This is a genomic window from Streptomyces griseus subsp. griseus (assembly GCF_003610995.1).
Classification (GTDB): domain Bacteria; phylum Actinomycetota; class Actinomycetes; order Streptomycetales; family Streptomycetaceae; genus Streptomyces.
The window spans coordinates 769,692-787,530 of the sequence record NZ_CP032543.1; the positions used below are offsets into that span (position 1 = coordinate 769,692).

Consider the following 17,839-nt stretch of genomic DNA (forward strand, 5'->3'; position numbering starts at 1 on the left):
CCGTCGCACCGGTCCTCCCTGGTCGTCGGCCGTGATCGTCTTTCGGACGCACGCCCTTCGCCGGAGGTGACGGAAAAGGGCCCGCCGTTGGAGGATGGCGGCATGTCAGACACCTCCAGCAGTGCGCTGCCCCGTCAGGTCGCCGACGCCTACGTCGACGCAATCATCGAACTCGACCCCATCACGGGCACCTATCTGGGCGTCCGCGAAAGCTCGCGCCGCCTGCCCGACTTCTCACCGGCCGGTCAGGAGGCGGTCGCCGGCCTTCTCCGCGCCACACTGCTGAAGCTGGACGACGCGGAGCGGCAGCCGGGCGCCGAGAGCGACGAGGAACGCCGCTGCGGACGGCTCCTGCGGGAGCGGCTGACGGCGGAACTCGCCGTGCACGAGGCGGAGGAGGGGCTGCGGACCGTCTCCAATCTGCACTCCCCCGCCCACAGCGTCATCTCGGCCTTCACGGTCACCCCCACCGAGACGGCGGACGACTGGGCGGCGGTCGCGGAACGGCTGCGTGCCGTGCCGGCCGCGTACGAGGGGTACCGGGACTCGCTCGCGCTCGGCCTGGAGCGCAAGCTGTACGCCGGACCGCGCGCGACCGCCACCTTCGTCGGGCAGCTCACGGAGTGGAGCGGCGCCGGCGGGAGCACGGCGTTCTTCACGGAGTTCGTCGCCCCGGCACCGGAGGCGCTGCGCGAGGAGCTGGACGAGGCCGCCCGGCTCGCGACGGACTCCGTCACCGCCCTGCGGGACTGGATGCGCGACGTCTACGCCCCGGCGATCGAGGGGGCACCCGACACGGTGGGCCGGGAGCGCTACGCTCGCTGGTCGCGCCATTACAACGGTACGGACCTGGATCTCGACGAGGCGTACGCGTACGGCTGGTCCGAGTACCACCGGCTGCTGGCCGAGATGACGAGCGAGGCCGCGAAGATCCTTCCGGGCGCCGGCCCCTGGGAGGCGCTCGCCCACCTCGATGGGCACGGCACGCACATCGAAGGGGTCGAAGAGGTCCGCGAGTGGCTCCAGGGCCTGATGGACGAGGCCATCGAGGCGCTGGACGGCACGCACTTCGAACTGGCCGAGCGGGTACGGAAGGTGGAGTCCCACATCGCCCCGCCCGGCGGCGCGGCGGCGCCTTATTACACCAGCCCCTCCGAGGACTTCTCCCGCCCCGGGCGCACCTGGCTGCCCACCATGGGCGAGACCCGCTTCCCGGTGTACGACCTGGTCTCGACCTGGTACCACGAGGGCGTTCCCGGCCACCACCTCCAGCTCGCCCAGTGGGCGCACGTCGCCGACAGCCTCTCCCGCTACCAGGCGTCGGTCGGCATGGTCAGCGCGAACGCCGAGGGGTGGGCGCTGTACGCGGAGCGGCTGATGGACGAGCTGGGCTTCCTGCCCGACCCGGAGCGGCGGCTGGGCTATCTGGACGCGCAGATGATGCGGGCCTGCCGGGTGATCGTGGACATCGGTATGCACCTGGAGCTGGAGATCCCGGCGGACTCGCCGTTCCACCCCGGTGAGCGCTGGACGCCCGCCCTGGCTCAGGAGTTCTTCGGCAGCCACAGCGGCCGTCCGGCCGACTTCGTGGAGAGCGAGCTGACCCGCTACCTCTCGATGCCGGGCCAGGCCATCGGCTACAAGCTGGGCGAGCGGGCCTGGCTGCTCGGCCGGGAGAACGCGCGGGCCGCCCACGGTGACGCCTTCGACCTCAAGGCCTGGCACATGGCGGCGCTCTCCCAGGGGTCGCTCGGCCTGGACGACCTGGTGGACGAGCTGTCCCGGCTCTGACCTCTCCTGCGGCCCCGGCTGCCGGTCGGTGGCCGTCCTGCCCCGGACCGGCCCCGGCCGATGGACGGAGCCGGGGCCGGTCCGCCTCTCAGCAGCCGCAGTCGGCGTCGTCGACCGGCGCGGTGAGCGGGTCGGCGGCCCGCCGCTCACCGCCCTCCCAGCTCTCGAAGGCGAGCCCCTCGCGCGCCCAGTATTCGAAGCCGCCGAGCATCTCCTTCACCGGGTAGCCGAGTTGGGCGAGAGCCAGGGCGGCGCGGGTGGCGCCGTTGCATCCCGGCCCCCAGCAGTACGTGACGACCGGGACGGCCGGGTCCAGCAGCCGGGCAGCCTGTTCGGGGATGAGCGCGGTGGGCAGGTGCACCGCACCGGGGATGTGCCCCTGGTCCCAGGAGGCGGTGGAGCGGGAGTCCACCACGACGAACCCCGGGTCTCCGTCGGCGGCGAGCGCGGCGGCGACGTCGGAGACATCGGCGTGGAAGGCGAGCGAGGCGCCGAAGTGGGCGACCGCCTCGGCCGGGGAGGCGTGCGGGACCCGCAGGACGGAGTTGGCGGCTGGGGTGACTGGGGCGGCGGAAGCCGTGGTCAGGGAGGACATGACCATGAATCTATGACCGTCGACCGGGGCCGGGAAGAGGAATTCCCCGGCGCTCCCCTTGATCGGCCGGGGTTCTCCATGTTCTCTCGGTGGTGTGACCGACTATTCCCCTGACGCCACCGACTGGCGCATTCTCGATGTCCTCCAGCGCGACGGCCGCGCCACCTTCGCCGAACTCGCCCGCGCCGTCGCCATGTCCCCGAGCGCCGTGACGGAGCGGGTGCGGCGCCTGGAGGAGACCGGGGTGATCAGCGGTTACGCGGCGGTGGTCGACGCCGAGCGGCTGGGGCTGCCGGTCCTCGCGTTCGTACGGCTGCGCTATCCGCACGGCAACTACAAGCCGTTCCATGACCTGCTGGAAACCACCCCGGAGGTCGTGGAGGCCCACCACGTCACCGGCGACGACTGCTTCGTCCTCAAGGTCACGGCCCGCTCCATGCGCCACCTGGAGGAGGTGACCGGCCGGATCAGCGCCCTCGGTTCGGTCACCACCAGCGTCGTCTACTCCTCGCCGCTCCCCCGCCGCGCGATCGGCCGCTGAACCGGCGAGGGCTTCACAGGCGGTGGTGCACCGTCGATCCGTGCCGGTCCTTGACCACTTCGAGCCGGGCCGGGATACGGCGGCGGAGATCGGCCACATGGCTGACGATCCCGACGCTGCGGTCCCGCTCCCGCAGCGAGTCCAGCACGTCGAGTACCTCGTCCAGGGTCTGGTCGTCCAGGCTGCCGAAGCCCTCGTCGATGAAGAGGGTGTCCAGGCGTACGCCGCCCGCCTCCTCGGTGACGACATCGGCGAGGCCGAGCGCCAGGGCCAAGGAGGCGAAGAAGGTCTCCCCGCCGGAGAGCGTGGCGGTGTCCCGTTCGCTGCCGGTCCAGGCGTCCACGACGTGGAGGCCGAGTCCGGCCCGGCGGCCACCGCTGCGGGCGTCGGAGTGGACGAGGGTGTAGCGGCCGGAGGACATCCGCTGCAACCGGGCGGTGGCGGCCGCCGCCACCTGTTCGAGGCGGGCGGCGAGGACGTACGCCTCCAGGCGCATCTTGCGTTCGTTGTCGGCGGAGGTCCCCGCGGTGAGACCGGCGAGCCGGGCGACCCGCTCGTACTCCTGGCGCACCGGCCCCAGCCGCCGGACCTCCTCGGCCGCCGTCCACGAGAGCCGGTCGAGTTCCGCGCACCGGTCGCGCGCGGCCGAGCGTGCCGAAGTGGCCTCGCGCAGCAGCCACTCCCCCGCTTCGTGGGCGCTCTCGGCCGCTGCGAGGTCCGCCGGCGGGCGGGTGGCGGCTTCGCGCACGTCCTGTTCGCTACGGCGGTCGTCGACGGCCGCCGCCTCGGCCTGCCAGACGTCGATGCGGTGCTGGAGGTCGCGCTGCGCGGCGGCGTCGAGAAGGGTGGCGGCGGCGGCCTGCGGGGTGTCGAACCCGGCCCTGAACGCCGCGTCGGAGAGCCGGTCGTCGGCCTCCTTCCGGCGCTGGGCCGCGTGCTGTTCGGCGCGTACGGCCTCGGCGGCGTCGGCAAGGCGCGCGACCCGGCGGGTCAGCCGGTCCGCGTGCGCGGCGACGGAGGCCGACTCGCCCCGGGCGACGGCGAGTTGCTCCTCCAGCCCGGCCTGTTCGCGGTCGAGTGCCTCGCGCTCGGAGGTGCGGGCGGCGGCCCTGTTGCGGGCCTCCTGCCGCTGCTCCACCCTCGTGGCGTGCTCGCGCTCGGCTGCGGCGAGCGCCTCACGCGCGGCGTGCGTCCCGGCGGCAAGGCGGTGGGCCTCGGTGTGTTCGTCGCTCAACCGGTCGACGAGGGAGTGGAGTGCAGCGACCGTGGGGGCTGCGGAGTCCTCCCCCGGGCCTCCGTCTCCGCCGTCGCATGCCGTTCGCGTACGAGTCCGAGCTGCTGTTCCGCACGGGCGCGGGCCTCCTCGGCGGACCGGTGGCCGGCGAGGGCCTCCTCCTCCGTGGCCCGGTCCACATGGCCGTCGCCAGGGCTCGCGGGGGCCGGGTGTTCGGCCGAACCGCAGACCGCGCAGGGCTTGCCCGCGACCAGTCCGGTGGCCAGCTCCGCCGCGATGTCGCGGAGCCGGCGTTCGCGCAGTCCGAGCCAGGACTCATGGGCGGCCAGGGCCTGTTCACGTGCGGCGGCGAGCTTCTCCCGGGCGTCCTGCACGTCGGCGGCGAGCCCGTCACGACGGTGTGCGGCGTCCAGTCGGCGTCGGGCCGGGGCCAGTTGTCCGGCGAGCTGTTCGGCGCGGGTGGCGGCCTCCTGTGCCGTCTCGATGCGCTGGGTGAGTTCCGCGCGGGCGGCGTCCCAGCCGGTGAGCCACGCCTCCGCCTCCCGGACGATCTCGTCGTCGGCGCGGGCGTCCCGGTTCAGCCGCACACGCTCCTCGTCGATCCGCGCGCTGCGCACCTCGGCCTTGCGAGCCGCTTCGAGCGTGCCCAGCTCCTGCCGGAACCTCCGCTCCAGCTCGGCCAGTTGGTCGGCGCCCGCATCGGACAGCTCCGGGGTCAGCAGGGCCCGGGTCCCGTCGAGTACGTCGCTCGCGGCCCGGTGAGCCCGCTCGGCCTCCTCGCGCAGCTCCAGCGCCGGAGCGACCCGGTCCGCCTTGCGGGCCCGCTCCAACCGCTCCTGGCAGCGGTCGTGTTCGGGGCGCCGCTGCTCCAGCGCCTCGGCGCGCCGCAGGGTCTCCGCGTACCGCTGCTGGAGGCGGGCCAGTTCGCGTTCGGCGTCCAGGGCGCGGCGGGCGGTCAGTTGGCGGCTCTCCGCCTCCGCCACCACCGCGTGCGCGATGTCGAGGTGTTCCCGCGCGGCGCCGCGGGCGATCGCGGCCCACTCCAGGATGGCTTCGGCCAGGCCCGGTTCGCCCGGCCGGTCGGCGGGCGGCACGGCCTCGGCCGCCGCAGGGCCACCTGCCTGGGCGATGCGCTGGGCGAGGGCGAGAATCTGCTCGTCGCCGGATTTCACCTTGGCCTCGGCGCCCCGGCGCAGCTCGGCGAGGCGCTCCTCGACGGCGGCGAAGCGGCGGGTGTCGAAGAGCTTGCCGAGGAGTCTGCCGCGCGCCTCGGCGTCGGAGCGCAGGAAGCGGGCGAAGTCGCCCTGGGGCAACAGGACGACCTGGCAGAACTGGTCCCGGCTCATGCCGATCAGCTGGGCCAGCTCCTCGCCGATCTCCTGGTGCGACTTGCTGAGTGCCTGCCAGCCGCGCCCGGGGTCGTAGCTGCGCAGTCGGCTCTGGGCCTTCTCCTGGGTGAACCCCCCGCCGCGCTTCTTGGGGCGCGGCTGGGCGGGGCTGCGGGTGACTTCGAGGCGGCGTCCGCCGACCGTCAGCTCCAGCGTGACCTCGGTGGGCAGGCCGGCCGGGGCGTGGTCGCTGCGGAGGGTGGCGCCGGGGCTCTGCCGGGCGCCGGGGACGGCCCCGTACAGGGCGAAGCAGACGGCGTCCAGGACCGAGGTCTTCCCGGCGCCCGTCGGGCCGTGGAGCAGGAAGAGTCCGGCCGAGGAGAGCGCGTCGAAGTCGACCTCCTGGGTGGCGCCGAACGGGCCGAAGGCGGTGAGGGTGAGGCGGTGCAGTCTCAACGGGACACCTCGCGCGCGCTCTCGTCCACCCGTACGTCGTCGAACGCGGCGCGCAGCACGGTGCGTTCGGGGTCGCTGGGACCGCTGCCGCCGCGTACGTGGGCCACGAAGTCCTCCGCGATCTGGTGGTCGTCACGGCCCTTGAGGCGCTGGGCGTAGGAGGCGAGCGGGTCCTCGGGGGGCCGCTCGGGGTCGAAGACGAGGCTGAGGGTGTGCGGGAAGCGGGCGCTGAGGCGTGCCATGGGTTCGGCGGGGCGGACGGGGTCGGTGAGGGTGGCCTCGACCCAGGCGGGCTCGTGGCGGTCGAGGGCCGGGTCCTCCAGCAGGGTGTCCAAGCGGCCGCGGAGCCGGGCGAGGGGGCGCTCGGCGGGGCAGTCGATCCGTTCCTCGGCGGCGATGTTCCCGCTGCCGTCCAGGTCGATCAGCCACATGGTCTTGCGGTGGTCGGCCTCGGAGAAGGAGTAGGCGAGCGGGGAGCCGGAGTAGCGGACGCGGCTCGTGACGCGCTGGGAGCCGTGGAGGTGGCCGAGGGCCACGTAGTCGACACCGTCGAAGACTCCGGCGGGGACGGCGGCGACCCCGCCGACCGTGATGTCGCGTTCGCTGTCGCTGGGTTCGCCGCCCGCCACGAAGGCGTGCGCGAGGACGACGGAGCGGGTTCCGGCGGGGCGGGCGGCGAGGTCGGCGCGGACCCGGTCCATGGCGGCGGCGAGGACCGCCTCGTGCCCGGCCTTGGGGGCGCGGAGGGTGTCCTTCACCAGGGCCGGTTCCAGGTAGGGCAGGCCGTAGAGGGCGACGTCGCCGTGTGCGTCGGTGAGGACGACGGGGGTGGCACAGCTCTCGGGGTCGGTACGCAGGTGGATCCCGGCCCGGTCGAGGAGTCCGGCGCCGACGCCGAGCCGACGGGCCGAGTCGTGGTTCCCGGAGATCATGACGGTGGGCACGCCGATGGCGGCGAGCCGGTGCAGCGCCCGGTCGAAGAGACCGACGGCGGTGAGCGGCGGGACGGCCCGGTCGTAGACGTCGCCGGAGACGAGGACCACGTCCACCTCGCGGGCCCGGGCGGTGGCCACCAGGTGGTCCAGGAAGGCGGCCTGGGCGTCGATGAGGGGGACGCGGTGGAAGGACCGGCCCAGGTGCCAGTCCGAGGTGTGCAGCATCCTCACGCGATCGCTCCACCGGTTGTGAGCTGCATGTACGTCGTCCTCCGCCCCTGGGCCACCGCCGGGGCGTCCCGTGATCCCGCCGCCGGCACGGACCACGCTAACGCCGCAGGGCCCCGATCCCGCATCGATCAGGAATTCGCCGCCCGTGGGACCCGTCTCACGGGCGGCGAGCCCTCACACGTCCCCGTACGCCTCGCCGCCCAGCTCCAGCGTGGCCGAGCCGGCGGTCGCGTCGGCCAGCCAGCCGGTGAAGGCGGGGACGTCGGCGTCGGGCAGCCCGATCTCGATGGTCACGCCTTCCGCGTACCTCACCTCGCGCACGTCCCGCCCGGTGGCCCGCAGGTCGTTCTCCAGCTTTCCGGCCCGCTGGTGGTCGACGCGGATCGTGGCCAGCCGGAAGCGCTGCCGGGTGATGGTGCCGAGTGCGTCGAGGGCCTCACCGACCACTCCCCCGTACGCACGGATCAGCCCGCCCGCCCCGAGCTTGACCCCGCCGTAGTAGCGGGTGACGACCGCCGCGACGTACCGCACCTCGCGGCGCGTCAGCATCTGGAGCATCGGGACGCCCGCGGTGCCGCCGGGTTCGCCGTCGTCACTGGCCTTCTGTACGGAGGCGTCGGCGCCGATCACGTACGCGAAGCAGTTGTGGGTGGCTGTGGGGTGTTCCTTGCGGACGCGTGCGACGAAGTCCTGCGCCTCCTGTTCGGTGGCGGCGGGGGCGAGGGAGCAGAGGAAGCGCGATCGGTTGATCTCGCTCTCGTGCACACCCGCGCGGGCGACGGTCCGGTACTGCTCCTGCATCCGTCCACCCTATGCGGCGCGGCGCCGGCGCCTCCCGGCGGGAATGGCGGGCGGTGGCCGTCCGTTGTCCCGGCATGAGCACAGAGGCAGAGACGGTCAGGCGGATTCTTCAGGACTCGGGTGACACATGGGCGGTGGTGGGCCTCTCCGGCAACCGCTCCCGTGCCGCCTACGGGGTGGCGCAGGTGCTCCAGCGCTTCGGCAAGCGCGTGGTGCCGGTGCACCCGAAGGCCGAGACGGTGCACGGGGAGCAGGGGTACGCCTCGCTGGCGGAGATCCCGTTCCCGGTGGACGTGGTGGACGTGTTCGTCAACAGCGAGCTGGCGGGCGGGGTCGCGGACGAGGCCGTGGCGGTGGGGGCGAAGGCGGTCTGGTTCCAGCTCGGCGTGGTGGACACGGAGGCGTACGAGCGGACGCGGGCGGCGGGGCTGGACATGGTGATGGACCGGTGCCCGGCGATCGAGATTCCGCGCCTGGGGTAGGGGTGTGGGCGGCGCCCGGGGCGGGGAAGGCTCCCCGCCGTGAGCGATCCTCGCGACGGCGACCGGCTGTCCGCCGCGCTGTCCGCGCCGGGTGTGCGCCCCGGTGACCCGGCGACCACCCCCGCCCCCTCGGTGGGCGCCCTGGCCGAGACCGGCCGGACGGCGGCGGGGGCCGAGCGCAGCGGCCACCCGCAGACCTCGTTCGCCGCGATCGGCCCGCAGCCGGGAAACTGCTCGCCGGGAACCGGCCGGACTGCGACCTCGGGGAGGACTCCCCGCCCGCCCGGCTCTACGAGGCCGGCGCCCGGATCTCCTGCCCGGCACCCGGCTACGCCACCTGCACCGCCTTCCACCTGGGCGACTACCGCAGACCCGGCCCTCCGCTGCGCATCTGCCGCTGTGTGGTGACCCCGCGGGCATGCGGCAGTGGTGGGCGTACGAGGATGCCGCCCCGCACGACGGCGACTTCGGGGCCCGGGGCGCCGCCTTCGAGGAGGCCGTCGGCCCCGGTGACGTACGGACGGCTCTGCCCGGGTCCGCACCGTGCAGGCTCCTGCGGCTGCGGGCGGGCGTCGGCTTCGCCTCCGGGTGGCTCACGGAGCACCGGTAGGCGGCCTCAGACCCCCAGGCCCTCCACGACCACCGCGCCCGGGAGGGCGGCGAGCGCCTTGCCGGGGACGATGAGCTTGCCCCGGCGGCTGCCGCTGCCGATCAGGACCCACTCCTCGTCCACCACGGCGGGGTCGACCAGGAGGGCCCAGTGGGCGGGGAGGCCGATCGGGGTGATGCCGCCGTACTCCATGCCGCTCTCGCCGACCGCTGTGTCCATCGCGGCGAAGGACACCTTGCGGGCCCCGAGTTGCCTGCGCGCCGCGCCGTTGACGTCGACCCGGGTGCGGGAGAGCACCACGCACGCGGCGAGGGTGGTCTCCCCGCCGCGCTTGCCTGCCAGGACGACGCAGTTCGCGGAGGTGTCCAGCAGGTCCGCCCCGTGGTGTTCGACGAAGACGGCGGTGTCGGCGACGGCCGGGTCGGTGTCGACGTGGATGAGCCGGTCTGCGGTGATGTCGCCCCACCCGGCGACGAGGGCCGCCGCGACGGGGGCGGGCAGCAGGTCGAGTCGTTCCGAGGCGGGGGAGGCATCCTCGAAGGTGCCGATGGGTGCGCGCATACGGTCACGCTAACAGCGCGCGTTGGGAGGCCGGTTGGCCGTCTCACGGCAGGCGGTGTGCCTCACGGGGCGTCCGGCGCCTGTTCCAGGTCGGCCAGCGCGAGCAGCTGCTCGGACGTGACGCCCTCCGGGATGGGCACGGGGGCCGGCGTGCGCAGGGGCGGCTGCCAGCCCTGCTCCGGGTCCCAGCTCCGTACGATCCGGGCCGGGGCCCCCGCGACCACCGCGTGGTCGGGGACCTCGCCCCGGACGACCGCGCCCGCCGCGACCACCACGTTGCGGCCCAGCCGGGCGCCGGGCAGGATCACCGCGCCGGTGCCGATCCAGCAGCCGGGGCCGATCTCCACCGGCTCCATCCGGGGCCACTGCTTGCCCACGGGCTCGTGCGGATCGTCGTAGCTGTGGTTGGTCGAGGTGATGTAGACGTACGGACCGCAGTACGTGTCCGAGCCGATGGTCACCGTCGTGTCGGCGATGACATGGCTGCCGCGCCCCAGCACCACCCCGTCGCCCAGCGTCAGGATGGGCTCGGGCCCCAGGTCCAGGTCCGGCATCATCCCGGCCGTCAGGGTCACCTGCTCGCCGATGACGCAGTGTCCGCCGAGCTGGATCCACGGCTCGCCGAAGACGGTGCCCTGCGGGAAGGCGAGCCGGGTCCCCTCCCCGATCCCGCCGAACCGCAGCCGGCCGGGGCGGGCGGCGGTGACGGCACCCGCGCCCTGCGCCCACGCCCAGATGCGGTGGACCGCCCAGGAGGCGACGCGGCGGTGGGGGCGGGCGAGGAAGGAGAACGTGTTTCGGTTCTTCGGCACGGGCTCACGGTAGTCGGCGCGGGTGGCGGCGATCCGTGCGGTGACCTGTGATGTTCGCCCTACCCCCGGCGTACGCGGGGAGCCGTCGCCTACCGTGTGAGGCGGCCCGATCCCGATCGCAGGCCCCAGGAGCAGCACACCGGACCACCGAGGAGCAGGCCATGGCGGAACAGGCGTTGATCACGGGCATGGGCGGCAAGGAGCCGGACATCGACGCGGACGCGTTCGTGGCCCCGACCTCCGTGGTGATCGGGGAGGTGACGCTGGCCGCCGGTTCCAGCGTCTGGTACCAGGCGGTGCTGCGCGCCGACTGCGGCCCGATCACGCTCGGCCCGGACAGCAACATCCAGGACAATTGCAGTGTCCATACGGACCCCGGCTTCCCGCTCACCGTGGGCGCGCGGGTCTCGGTCGGCCACAACGCGGTGCTGCACGGCTGTGTCATCGAGGACGACGTCCTGGTGGGGATGGGCGCCACGGTGCTCAACGGCGCGCACATCGGCGCCGGATCGCTGGTCGCGGCGCAGGCGCTCGTACCGCAGGGGATGCGGGTGCCGCCGGGGTCGCTGGTCGCGGGTGTGCCCGCCAAGGTGAGGCGGCCGCTCACGGAGGAGGAGCTGGACGGCATCCGGTTCAACGCGGCCGGTTACGTGGAGCTGGCCAAGGCCCACCGCGCGGCGCACGGGGGCTGAACCCCGGCCGGAGACATACATGCCCAAGCCGCCGCTCCCTCCCCGACCGGAGGGGCGGCGGCCCCGGGAACATGCGCCCGTGGGCGTCAGCTGTTAGGGCGCAGGGTCCAGACGACGGTCATCTCGCCGGTGACCGCGCCGTCCGCGCGCCGGATCTCGATGGCGACGGGGAACTCGGGGCGCTGCCCGGCGTCCAGCTCGGCGACGACGTCGGCGATCGGGCGGCCGAGGGTGGCGGTCGCGGTGACCTCGCCCATGGCCAGCTTCTTGTAGCCGATCTCGGCCTTGACGGCGAGCGGCACGGCCCGTGACATCTGGTCGCCGAAGGCGGCGATGACGATGGCGCCGCTGGCGGACTCGGCGAGCGTGAACATGGCTCCGGCATGCGGTCCGCCCACGTGGTTGTGGTAGTCCGCCTGGTCCGGCAGCCGGACGACGGCGCGCTCGGCGGTCGTCTCCAGGAATTCGAGGTTGAGGGTCCGGGCCATCGGGACCGTCGCGACGAGCATCTCGCCGACGGACATCTGTTCAGCGCTCATGGACCGAAGGTTACTCGTGAGTAGCCTGATTTGGCCATCCCCGTCCCCGGTTCGGGCACCCCCCTGTGACAGCACCGGGACAGCACTGGGACAGGGGCGGGCGTAGCAGTGCACACGCCACCCATCTATGGTTACTGGCCATGTGGCCAGGACAGCAGCCGCCCGGGGGCGAGCAGAACCCGCAGGACCCGAATCAGAACCCGTACCAGCAGCCGGGGTACCAGCAGCCGAATCCCTATCAGCAACCGGGATATCCGCAGCAGGACCAGCAGCCGGGGCAGTCCGGCGCGCCCGGGTACCCACCCGGGCAGCAGGGGCAGCCCGGTCACCCGGGCTACGGACAGCAGCCCGGGTACGGACAGCCCGGCTACGGGCAGCCCAATCCGTACCAGCAGCCGACCGTCCCGCAGTACGCGGTGCCGGGTCCGCCCGGCGGCCCCAAGCCGGACGACGGCAAGAAGAAGACGGCCGTCATCGCCGTCGTCGCGGCGGCCGCTGTCGTCGTGGCCGCCGTCGTCACCGGCGTCATCGTGATGAACAACAAGGACGACGACGGCGGATCGACCGTCGCCGACGACAAGAAGTCCGCCTCCCCCAGCGCGAAGCCGAGCGTGTCGGAGGAGGCGAGCTCCGCTCCGGTGGAGAACCCGCGCGGCTCCGAGAACGACCCCAAGCCCCTCATCCCGGGCTGGAAGGTCGTCACCAACCCGAAGTGGGGCACGCAGTTCGACGTGCCCGGCGACTGGGAGGTCTCCAGCTCGGGCATGTTCGCGGGCTTCGAGGACGCCAAGAACCCCACGGGCAAGCCCGTCGCCGGTTTCTCGGCGCCCGCCTACTACAAGAGCAAATGGTGCGTCGACGACTCCGACAAGGACGGCCGCGAGGAGGAGACCGAGCTGGCGGGCGTCGGGACGAAGGGGGCGCGCGGGGCGAAGAACTCCGACGAGGCCGCGCGGGCCGAGGCGGGCACCTGGGTATGGGCGGCGTACGCCCAGAGCGACTCGAAGGACAAGATCAAGATCGACCCGGCCAAGCCGTTCACCACCAAGTCGGGTCTCTCCGGCAGCGTCGTGACCGCCACCGCCACCGGTCTGGCCAAGAAGGAGAAGTGCGACACCGACGGCAAGTCGATCGCCTTCTCGTTCAAGAACGGCAACGACGAGTTCTCGACCTGGGTCCTCTACGGTCCCAAGGGTGTCGAGGGCGAGCTGCCGGACACCACCATCCAGCAGATCCTGAGCACGGTCCGCCTCACGGCCGACAAGCCGACCGGCTGACACCGCTCACACCGCTGATGCCCGCCCTCCGGCCCGGGAACGCTGTCCCCCGGGCCGGAGGGCGGGCGCCGTGCCGCTCAGCCGATGGTGAAGGCGCCGTCCGGCGGCCGGGGCGAGGCGACGGCGTCCGCGTCCGCCACCGGGCGGGCCCCGCCGATGAGCCGGACCAGCGCCTGCCCCTCGGTGACCCGGGCCGGAAAGGCGTCGCCGGCGCAGCGGCGGGTGAGCGGCGCCGTGTCGATCGGGGTGTGCGAGGCGAGCAGCACGACATTGCCGAACCGCCGCCCGCGCAGCACCGCCGGCTCACCGATCAGCGCCAGCTCCGCGAAGACCGCCGCGAAGTTGGCGAGCTGGGACCGGAGAAAGGCGAAGGGCGCGCTGTCCGCCAGGTTGGCGGCGTAGATCCCGTCCGGCCGCAGCGCCCGCCCGGCAGCCCGCGCGTACTCCACCGACGTGAGGTGGGCCGGGACCCGGGAGCCGCCGAACACATCGGCCACGATCACATCGGCGGACGCGGCCGGTGCCGCCTCCAGCCGTGCCCGGGCGTCGGCGGCGTGCACGGAGATGGCGCTGCCGTCGGGCAGCGGCAGGTGCTCCCGCACCATCCGCAGCAGCTCGCGGTCCGCCTCGACGACGTCCTGCCGCGAGCCGGGGCGGGTGGCGGCGACGTACCGGGGCAGAGTGAGCGCCCCGCCGCCGAGGTGGAGGACGTCCAGCGGGGCGCCGGCGGGGGCGGCGCAGTCCAGGACGTGCGCGAGGCGCCGTACGTACTCGAACTCCAGGTACGCCGGGTCGTCGAGGTCCACGTAGGACTGGGGCGCGTCGTCGACCGTGAGCAGCCAGGCCCGGTCGCGGTCCACGTCGGGCAGCAGCCGGGCGGTGCCGCAGTCCACCTCGCGGATGACGGGTATCGGCTCGTTCACCCCTCCATTGTCGCCTCCGCACACCTCTGCCCGTCACCCCCGGGTCCAGGGGTGACGGGCGGCGGCGGCCCTCAGAGCAGGCCGGTGACCGTCCCGGCGCCGACCGTCCGGCCGCCCTCACGGATCGCGAAGCCGAGGCCGGACTCCAGCGGGACGTCACGGCCCAGCTCCACGGTCATGGTGACCGTGTCGCCGGGGCGCGCGACGGCCGCCTCGCCGAGGTCGATGTCACCGACGACGTCCGCCGTGCGGATGTAGAACTGCGGCCGGTATCCGGTGGTGACCGGGGTCGACCGGCCGCCCTCCTTCGTCGACAGGACGTAGACCCGCGCGGTGAACCGGCGGCTGGGCACCACGCTGCCGGGCGCGGCCACGACATGGCCGCGGCGGACCCGGTCGCGCTCCACACCGCGCAGCAGCAGCGCCACGTTGTCCCCGGCCTCGGCGGACTCCATCGGCTTGCCGAAGGTCTCCAGACCGGTGACGACCGTCTCGGTCTCCAAGCCCAGCACCTGGACCTTGTCGCCGACGCGGACGGTGCCGCGCTCCACCGCCCCGGTGACGACCGTGCCCCGGCCGGTGATGGTCAGGACGTTCTCCACGGAGAGCAGGAACGGCGCGTCGGTGTAGCGCACCGGCATCGGCACGTACGTGTCGACGGCGTCCAGCAGCCCTTCGATCGCCGCCGTCCACCGCGGGTCGCCCTCCAGCGCCTTGAGCCCGGAGACCCGGACCACGGGGACGGTGTCGCCGCCGTACCCGTGCGCGGAGAGCAGCTCGCGCACCTCCAGCTCCACCAGGTCGGTCAGCTCGGGGTCGCCCGCGTCGGCCTTGTTGAGGGCTACGACGATGTGGTCGACGCCCACTTGACGGGCCAGCAGGACGTGCTCGGCGGTCTGCGGCATGATCCCGTCGAGAGCGGAGACGACGAGGATCGCCCCGTCCAGCTGCGCCGCTCCCGTCACCATGTTCTTGATGTACGTGGCTTGCGTACCCTGTCATAGACTCTAGCAGCGGCTGGACCTGCAACAACACAAAAGCCCCGCCTCCCTGGGGGTGGAAGACGGGGCTCGGGGTTGGAACGGACGGGCCAGGTATGTCGACCACGGGCCCGCCCGCTCCCGCACGCGTGCTGTGACGAGCTACAGCGTGCGGTCTAGGGAGTCGGAGGCTTCGGGTCCTCCCCTTCACGCACGACGAACGCCCGTCCCGTAGCGGTCCGGGTGAACTGCCGGTGGTTGCTCCGTCCGCTATGCCCCATGCACGCCACGTCGACGGCCTCCCCATCGGCCGACGGCTCAGCCTTCCACGAGCACGACTCACAGCTAGCCGTGTACGTCAGCGGGATGTCGGGGTGGGCGGCGATCCTGTGTACGAGGCTGCGGAACACGGCGCGGCTCATCGGTCCCCCTCGTGAGGGTGCCGACGGATCTCGATGTTGCAGTCCGAGACCGTGGAGAGGTCTCCCAGCTTCCGGGCTGCCTCCCGCTGACGCCCCAGCGACGCACAGACGTCGCAGGCGAAGAACGGGACCGGCTCCAGGGTCCGCAGGGGGTCGGACAGTTGAACCGCTTGGGTAAGGTCTGGCATGTCGTCCTGCCTTTGTCAGGTCGGCCAAGCCCCGGGGCCGTTCGCGCGGTCGCCGGGGTGCTTTGTGTGACCCACGCTACGCCGACCTGTACACACCTGTCCATGCATAGGTATGCCTATGCATCTCTATGCCCTAGTAGGGTGGGATACGTACCGTCCGGCAGATGAGCGACATGGAGTGGGATCCGACCCGTCCGAAGTGGGAGCAGATAGCTGACGAGGTCCGTCGACGGATCGACGCCGGCGAGTACGCCCCGCATGCGCTCGTCTCGGAGGTCAAGCTCGAAGCCGAGTTCGGCGTAGCTCGCGGTACCGTGCGCAAGGCCGTCGCTGCCCTGCGCGAGGAGGGACTCCTCGTGACGACGCCAGGTCTCGGCTCGTTTGTCTCGAAGAAGCGCCCCTAACGCAGAAAGCCCCCGCCTCCGGTGAGGAGACAGGGGCTTTCGCGGTCAGCAGATCAGGCAGCGCGGATGATAGTCCTTCGGCGTTCCCGTTGGGTCCGGGAACTGTGCAGCGTCGCGGACTTCGTGGCAGCGAGTGCAGACCCTTTCGGGTGTTCCTGCCTTAATCATCTGTGCGTTGAACAGCATGCGGCTGTACGTCGTGGCGGATTTCGAGGGCTCAGGCAGCTTGGGGCGCGGAGTGACGTTCGACGGTCGTCGGGCTGCGTAGAGCTTCGCGCGGCAGTCCTTACACGTCCCGCTGAGCCCATCCCTCGTGGCCCGGTCGGCGTTGTACTGCGTCACCGCCTGCACTCGAAAGCACCTGGAGCATGCCTTCGCCGGAACTCCCCTGGCCCGAAGCGTCTCGTTGTACCGGCATCTGACGGCACGCGTGGCAAGTGGGTTCGAGGAGATCCGCGCGGTACCACGCTTAGAGGTCCTAACAGAAGTTGTTGATCATGTGACTGTCGGCCTGGCTGCTCGTTGGTCCGTTCGTGGCGAAGAGGAACTCCCGGCCGTGGATCGTGTCGGACGAACTGTGGTCGCTGGTCGAGCCGTTGCTGCCGGTCCCGGCGCCGAAGCTGGTGGCGGGGCGGCCGCGGGTACCCGACCGGCAGGCTCTGTGCGGGATCCTGTTCGTGCTCCACACCGGGATCCAGTGGGAGTACCTGCCCCAGGAGCTCGGCTTCGGCTCGGGCATGACGTGCTGGCGACGGCTCGCCGCCTGGAACGATGCCGGCGTGTGGGACCGGCTGCACGTGGTCCTGCTCAAGAAGCTGCGCTCGGCGAAGCAGTTGGACTGGTCGCGGGCGGTGATCGACTCCAGCCATGTCCGGGCCGCCCGACGCGGCCCAAAAGCGGACCGAGCCCGGTCGACCGCGCACGGCCGGGCAGCAAGCACCACGTTCTCGTCGATGGACAGGGCATCCCGCTCGCGGTGTCTTTGACCGGCGGAAACCGCAACGACGTCACTCAGCTGATGCCCCTGCTCGCCAAGGTCCCGTCCGTGGCCGGCCTGGTCGGCCGGCCACGGCGGCGACCGGACATGCTGCTGGCCGACCGGGGCTACGACCACGACAAATACCGCCGCCTCGTCTGGGCTCAGGGCATCAGACCGGTCATCGCCCGACGCGGTGTCCCGCACGGCTCCGGCCTCGGCGTCCACCGATGGGTCGTCGAGCGGACCATCGCCTGGCTGCACGGATTCCGGCGTCTCCGTGTCCGATGGGAACGACGCGACGACATCCACGAAGCCTTCCTCGGCCTCGCCACCTGCCTCATCACTCACCGACACGTCCAACGCCTTTGTTAGGACCTCTTAGGCGTCGGCTCGTCTCTCGGGTCGCACTGGCGGCACTTGGTAGCCCGCCCTTTCATTCCGCTGCCCGGCCTGAAGTCTTCAACAGGCTTCAGCTCCCAACAGGCCGTGCAGGTCTTCTGCTCCCTCACGCCCCCACCTCCAGCGGCTCCGGGGCCTCCGTGTCGGCGTCGGCGTACTCGCCGGCCAGGTCAACGTAGATCCCGACGACCCGGCCCTCTTCGTCACGCACGTTGAACACCTCGTAAATGCCGTCCCCCGGCGGCGTCGGCGTCACGGTGGCCCACTCGAAGTCGATGTACTCCGCGCTGCCCGGCTCACGTTCTTCTGCGTCAGCGACCCGTGAGGCGTAGCAGGGGTCGACGATGGCGACCCGACCCGTGTCCGTGCCGAGCAGGCCGACGAACTCCAGGCTCTCAGGTGTGATCATGGTGTGCTCTCCTCCGCCTCGGTGTGCTGTCACCTACGTAATGGGGCGGAGGAGCACAGATGTCAGACGGGGATCTCATGATCTTTAGACGTCGAAGCCCAACGACCGCATCCGCCGTCGGTACGACTTGCCGTGTTCGGGCGAGCAATAGCGCTTGACCCGTCCCCGGCCCTCCGTCTGATCCACGGGGGCGTTGCAGTGCCCGCAGGTGACGGACATCTGCGGCTTGACGTTCTTGGTGTAGTCCATG

General features: G+C 72.4%; 16 protein-coding genes and 3 pseudogenes. 8 read left to right on the plus strand and 11 right to left on the minus strand.

Annotated elements, in window-relative coordinates:
• Positions 1 to 102: 102 nt before the first annotated feature.
• The gene (locus D6270_RS03465; protein ID WP_109166782.1) at positions 103 to 1,791 is read left to right on the plus strand and encodes a DUF885 domain-containing protein; all 1,689 of its coding nucleotides are present in this window, start codon (positions 103 to 105) and stop codon (positions 1,789 to 1,791) included.
• Positions 1,792 to 1,879: 88 nt separating this feature from the next.
• On the opposite strand, the gene D6270_RS03470 is transcribed toward D6270_RS03465, so the two are convergent.
• A complete protein-coding gene (locus tag D6270_RS03470; RefSeq protein WP_109166781.1) occupies positions 1,880 to 2,392 on the minus strand; it encodes a rhodanese-like domain-containing protein in 513 nt (170 codons plus the stop codon).
• A gap of 88 nt (positions 2,393 to 2,480) precedes the next feature.
• Between D6270_RS03470 and D6270_RS03475 the strand changes: the two genes are divergently transcribed.
• Entirely contained in the window at positions 2,481 to 2,927 is a 447-nt protein-coding gene (locus D6270_RS03475) for an Lrp/AsnC family transcriptional regulator (protein WP_109166780.1), read from the plus strand.
• Positions 2,928 to 2,940: 13 nt separating this feature from the next.
• Here D6270_RS03475 and D6270_RS03480 read toward each other — a convergent pair.
• The 3 genes and pseudogenes from D6270_RS03480 to D6270_RS03490 all read right to left on the minus strand — a co-directional run bounded on the left by D6270_RS03480 (position 2,941) and on the right by D6270_RS03490 (position 7,912).
• Positions 2,941 to 5,945, minus strand: a pseudogene (locus D6270_RS03480) (AAA family ATPase).
• Positions 5,942 to 7,111 carry an exonuclease SbcCD subunit D gene (locus D6270_RS03485; RefSeq protein ID WP_109166778.1) on the minus strand — a complete coding sequence of 390 codons (1,170 nt, stop codon included), beginning with the start codon at positions 7,109 to 7,111 and terminating at the stop codon, positions 5,942 to 5,944. Before D6270_RS03485 ends, D6270_RS03480 begins: the two are co-directional and overlap by 4 nt.
• Before the next feature lie 174 nt (positions 7,112 to 7,285).
• The gene (locus tag D6270_RS03490; protein WP_109166777.1) at positions 7,286 to 7,912 is read right to left on the minus strand and encodes a YigZ family protein; all 627 of its coding nucleotides are present in this window, start codon (positions 7,910 to 7,912) and stop codon (positions 7,286 to 7,288) included.
• A 74-nt stretch (positions 7,913 to 7,986) separates the two neighbouring features.
• On the opposite strand from D6270_RS03490, the gene D6270_RS03495 reads away from it, so the two are divergent.
• Together D6270_RS03495 and D6270_RS03500 are read left to right on the plus strand one after the other, a co-directional pair.
• On the plus strand, positions 7,987 to 8,394 hold the full coding sequence (locus D6270_RS03495; protein ID WP_109166776.1) for a CoA-binding protein: 408 nt from the start codon (positions 7,987 to 7,989) through the stop codon (positions 8,392 to 8,394).
• Between the two features lie 99 nt (positions 8,395 to 8,493).
• Positions 8,494 to 9,004: pseudogene (locus D6270_RS03500) on the plus strand (AAC(3) family N-acetyltransferase); the annotation flags it as partial.
• Between the two features lie 6 nt (positions 9,005 to 9,010).
• Here D6270_RS03500 and D6270_RS03505 read toward each other — a convergent pair.
• Together D6270_RS03505 and D6270_RS03510 are read right to left on the minus strand one after the other, a co-directional pair.
• Positions 9,011 to 9,565 carry a YbaK/EbsC family protein gene (locus tag D6270_RS03505; protein ID WP_109166775.1) on the minus strand — a complete coding sequence of 185 codons (555 nt, stop codon included), beginning with the start codon at positions 9,563 to 9,565 and terminating at the stop codon, positions 9,011 to 9,013.
• 62 nt (positions 9,566 to 9,627) lie between these two features.
• A complete protein-coding gene (locus tag D6270_RS03510; RefSeq protein ID WP_109166774.1) occupies positions 9,628 to 10,377 on the minus strand; it encodes an acyltransferase in 750 nt (249 codons plus the stop codon).
• A 161-nt stretch (positions 10,378 to 10,538) separates the two neighbouring features.
• Here D6270_RS03510 and D6270_RS03515 point away from each other — a divergent pair, with 161 nt between their 5' ends.
• The gene (locus D6270_RS03515) at positions 10,539 to 11,069 is read left to right on the plus strand and encodes a gamma carbonic anhydrase family protein (protein ID WP_109166773.1); all 531 of its coding nucleotides are present in this window, start codon (positions 10,539 to 10,541) and stop codon (positions 11,067 to 11,069) included.
• An 86-nt stretch (positions 11,070 to 11,155) separates the two neighbouring features.
• Here the strand turns inward: D6270_RS03515 and D6270_RS03520 are convergent, their stop codons facing one another.
• Positions 11,156 to 11,593: a DUF4442 domain-containing protein gene (locus D6270_RS03520; RefSeq protein ID WP_109166772.1), complete on the minus strand. Its 438-nt coding sequence runs from the start codon at positions 11,591 to 11,593 to the stop codon at positions 11,156 to 11,158.
• Positions 11,594 to 11,748: 155 nt separating this feature from the next.
• On the opposite strand from D6270_RS03520, the gene D6270_RS03525 reads away from it, so the two are divergent.
• Positions 11,749 to 12,885, plus strand: a complete 1,137-nt coding sequence (locus D6270_RS03525) for a DUF8017 domain-containing protein (RefSeq protein ID WP_109166771.1) — start codon at positions 11,749 to 11,751, stop codon at positions 12,883 to 12,885.
• Between the two features lie 77 nt (positions 12,886 to 12,962).
• On the opposite strand, the gene D6270_RS03530 is transcribed toward D6270_RS03525, so the two are convergent.
• Positions 12,963 to 13,808, minus strand: a complete 846-nt coding sequence (locus D6270_RS03530) for a spermidine synthase (RefSeq protein ID WP_109166770.1) — start codon at positions 13,806 to 13,808, stop codon at positions 12,963 to 12,965.
• 71 nt (positions 13,809 to 13,879) lie between these two features.
• Positions 13,880 to 14,794, minus strand: a pseudogene (locus tag D6270_RS03535) (elongation factor Tu); the annotation flags it as partial.
• Positions 14,795 to 15,571: 777 nt separating this feature from the next.
• Here D6270_RS03535 and D6270_RS03550 point away from each other — a divergent pair.
• Both D6270_RS03550 and D6270_RS03555 read left to right on the plus strand, forming a co-directional pair.
• Positions 15,572 to 15,802 (plus strand): GntR family transcriptional regulator, encoded by a 231-nt coding sequence (locus tag D6270_RS03550; RefSeq protein WP_204117233.1) that lies wholly within the window; start codon positions 15,572 to 15,574, stop codon positions 15,800 to 15,802.
• A 533-nt stretch (positions 15,803 to 16,335) separates the two neighbouring features.
• Positions 16,336 to 17,153 (plus strand): IS5 family transposase gene (locus D6270_RS03555; protein ID WP_397692470.1). Its coding sequence is split into 2 segments (ribosomal slippage): positions 16,336 to 16,699 and positions 16,699 to 17,153, totalling 819 coding nucleotides; the frame shifts between segments, so codons are not numbered across the junction.
• Positions 17,154 to 17,286: 133 nt separating this feature from the next.
• Here D6270_RS03555 and D6270_RS03560 read toward each other — a convergent pair.
• On the minus strand, positions 17,287 to 17,589 hold the full coding sequence (locus D6270_RS03560) for a hypothetical protein (protein ID WP_109166766.1): 303 nt from the start codon (positions 17,587 to 17,589) through the stop codon (positions 17,287 to 17,289).
• Between the two features lie 84 nt (positions 17,590 to 17,673).
• The gene (locus D6270_RS32440) at positions 17,674 to 17,838 is read right to left on the minus strand and encodes a hypothetical protein (protein WP_158650478.1); all 165 of its coding nucleotides are present in this window, start codon (positions 17,836 to 17,838) and stop codon (positions 17,674 to 17,676) included.
• Between the last annotated feature and the right edge of the window lies 1 nt (position 17,839).

Coding starts and splice junctions, on each gene's coding strand:
- D6270_RS03515 (WP_109166773.1), top strand. CDS start 10,539: ATGGCGGAACAGGCGTTGATCACGGGCATGGGCGGCAAGGAGCCGGAC.
- D6270_RS03550 (WP_204117233.1), top strand. CDS start 15,572: ATGGAGTGGGATCCGACCCGTCCGAAGTGGGAGCAGATAGCTGACGAG.
- D6270_RS03525 (WP_109166771.1), top strand. CDS start 11,749: ATGTGGCCAGGACAGCAGCCGCCCGGGGGCGAGCAGAACCCGCAGGAC.
- D6270_RS03560 (WP_109166766.1), bottom strand. CDS start 17,589: ATGATCACACCTGAGAGCCTGGAGTTCGTCGGCCTGCTCGGCACGGAC.
- D6270_RS03505 (WP_109166775.1), bottom strand. CDS start 9,565: ATGCGCGCACCCATCGGCACCTTCGAGGATGCCTCCCCCGCCTCGGAA.
- D6270_RS03520 (WP_109166772.1), bottom strand. CDS start 11,593: ATGTCCGTCGGCGAGATGCTCGTCGCGACGGTCCCGATGGCCCGGACC.
- D6270_RS03490 (WP_109166777.1), bottom strand. CDS start 7,912: ATGCAGGAGCAGTACCGGACCGTCGCCCGCGCGGGTGTGCACGAGAGC.
- D6270_RS03495 (WP_109166776.1), top strand. CDS start 7,987: ATGAGCACAGAGGCAGAGACGGTCAGGCGGATTCTTCAGGACTCGGGT.
- D6270_RS03470 (WP_109166781.1), bottom strand. CDS start 2,392: ATGGTCATGTCCTCCCTGACCACGGCTTCCGCCGCCCCAGTCACCCCA.
- D6270_RS03465 (WP_109166782.1), top strand. CDS start 103: ATGTCAGACACCTCCAGCAGTGCGCTGCCCCGTCAGGTCGCCGACGCC.
- D6270_RS32440 (WP_158650478.1), bottom strand. CDS start 17,838: ATGGACTACACCAAGAACGTCAAGCCGCAGATGTCCGTCACCTGCGGG.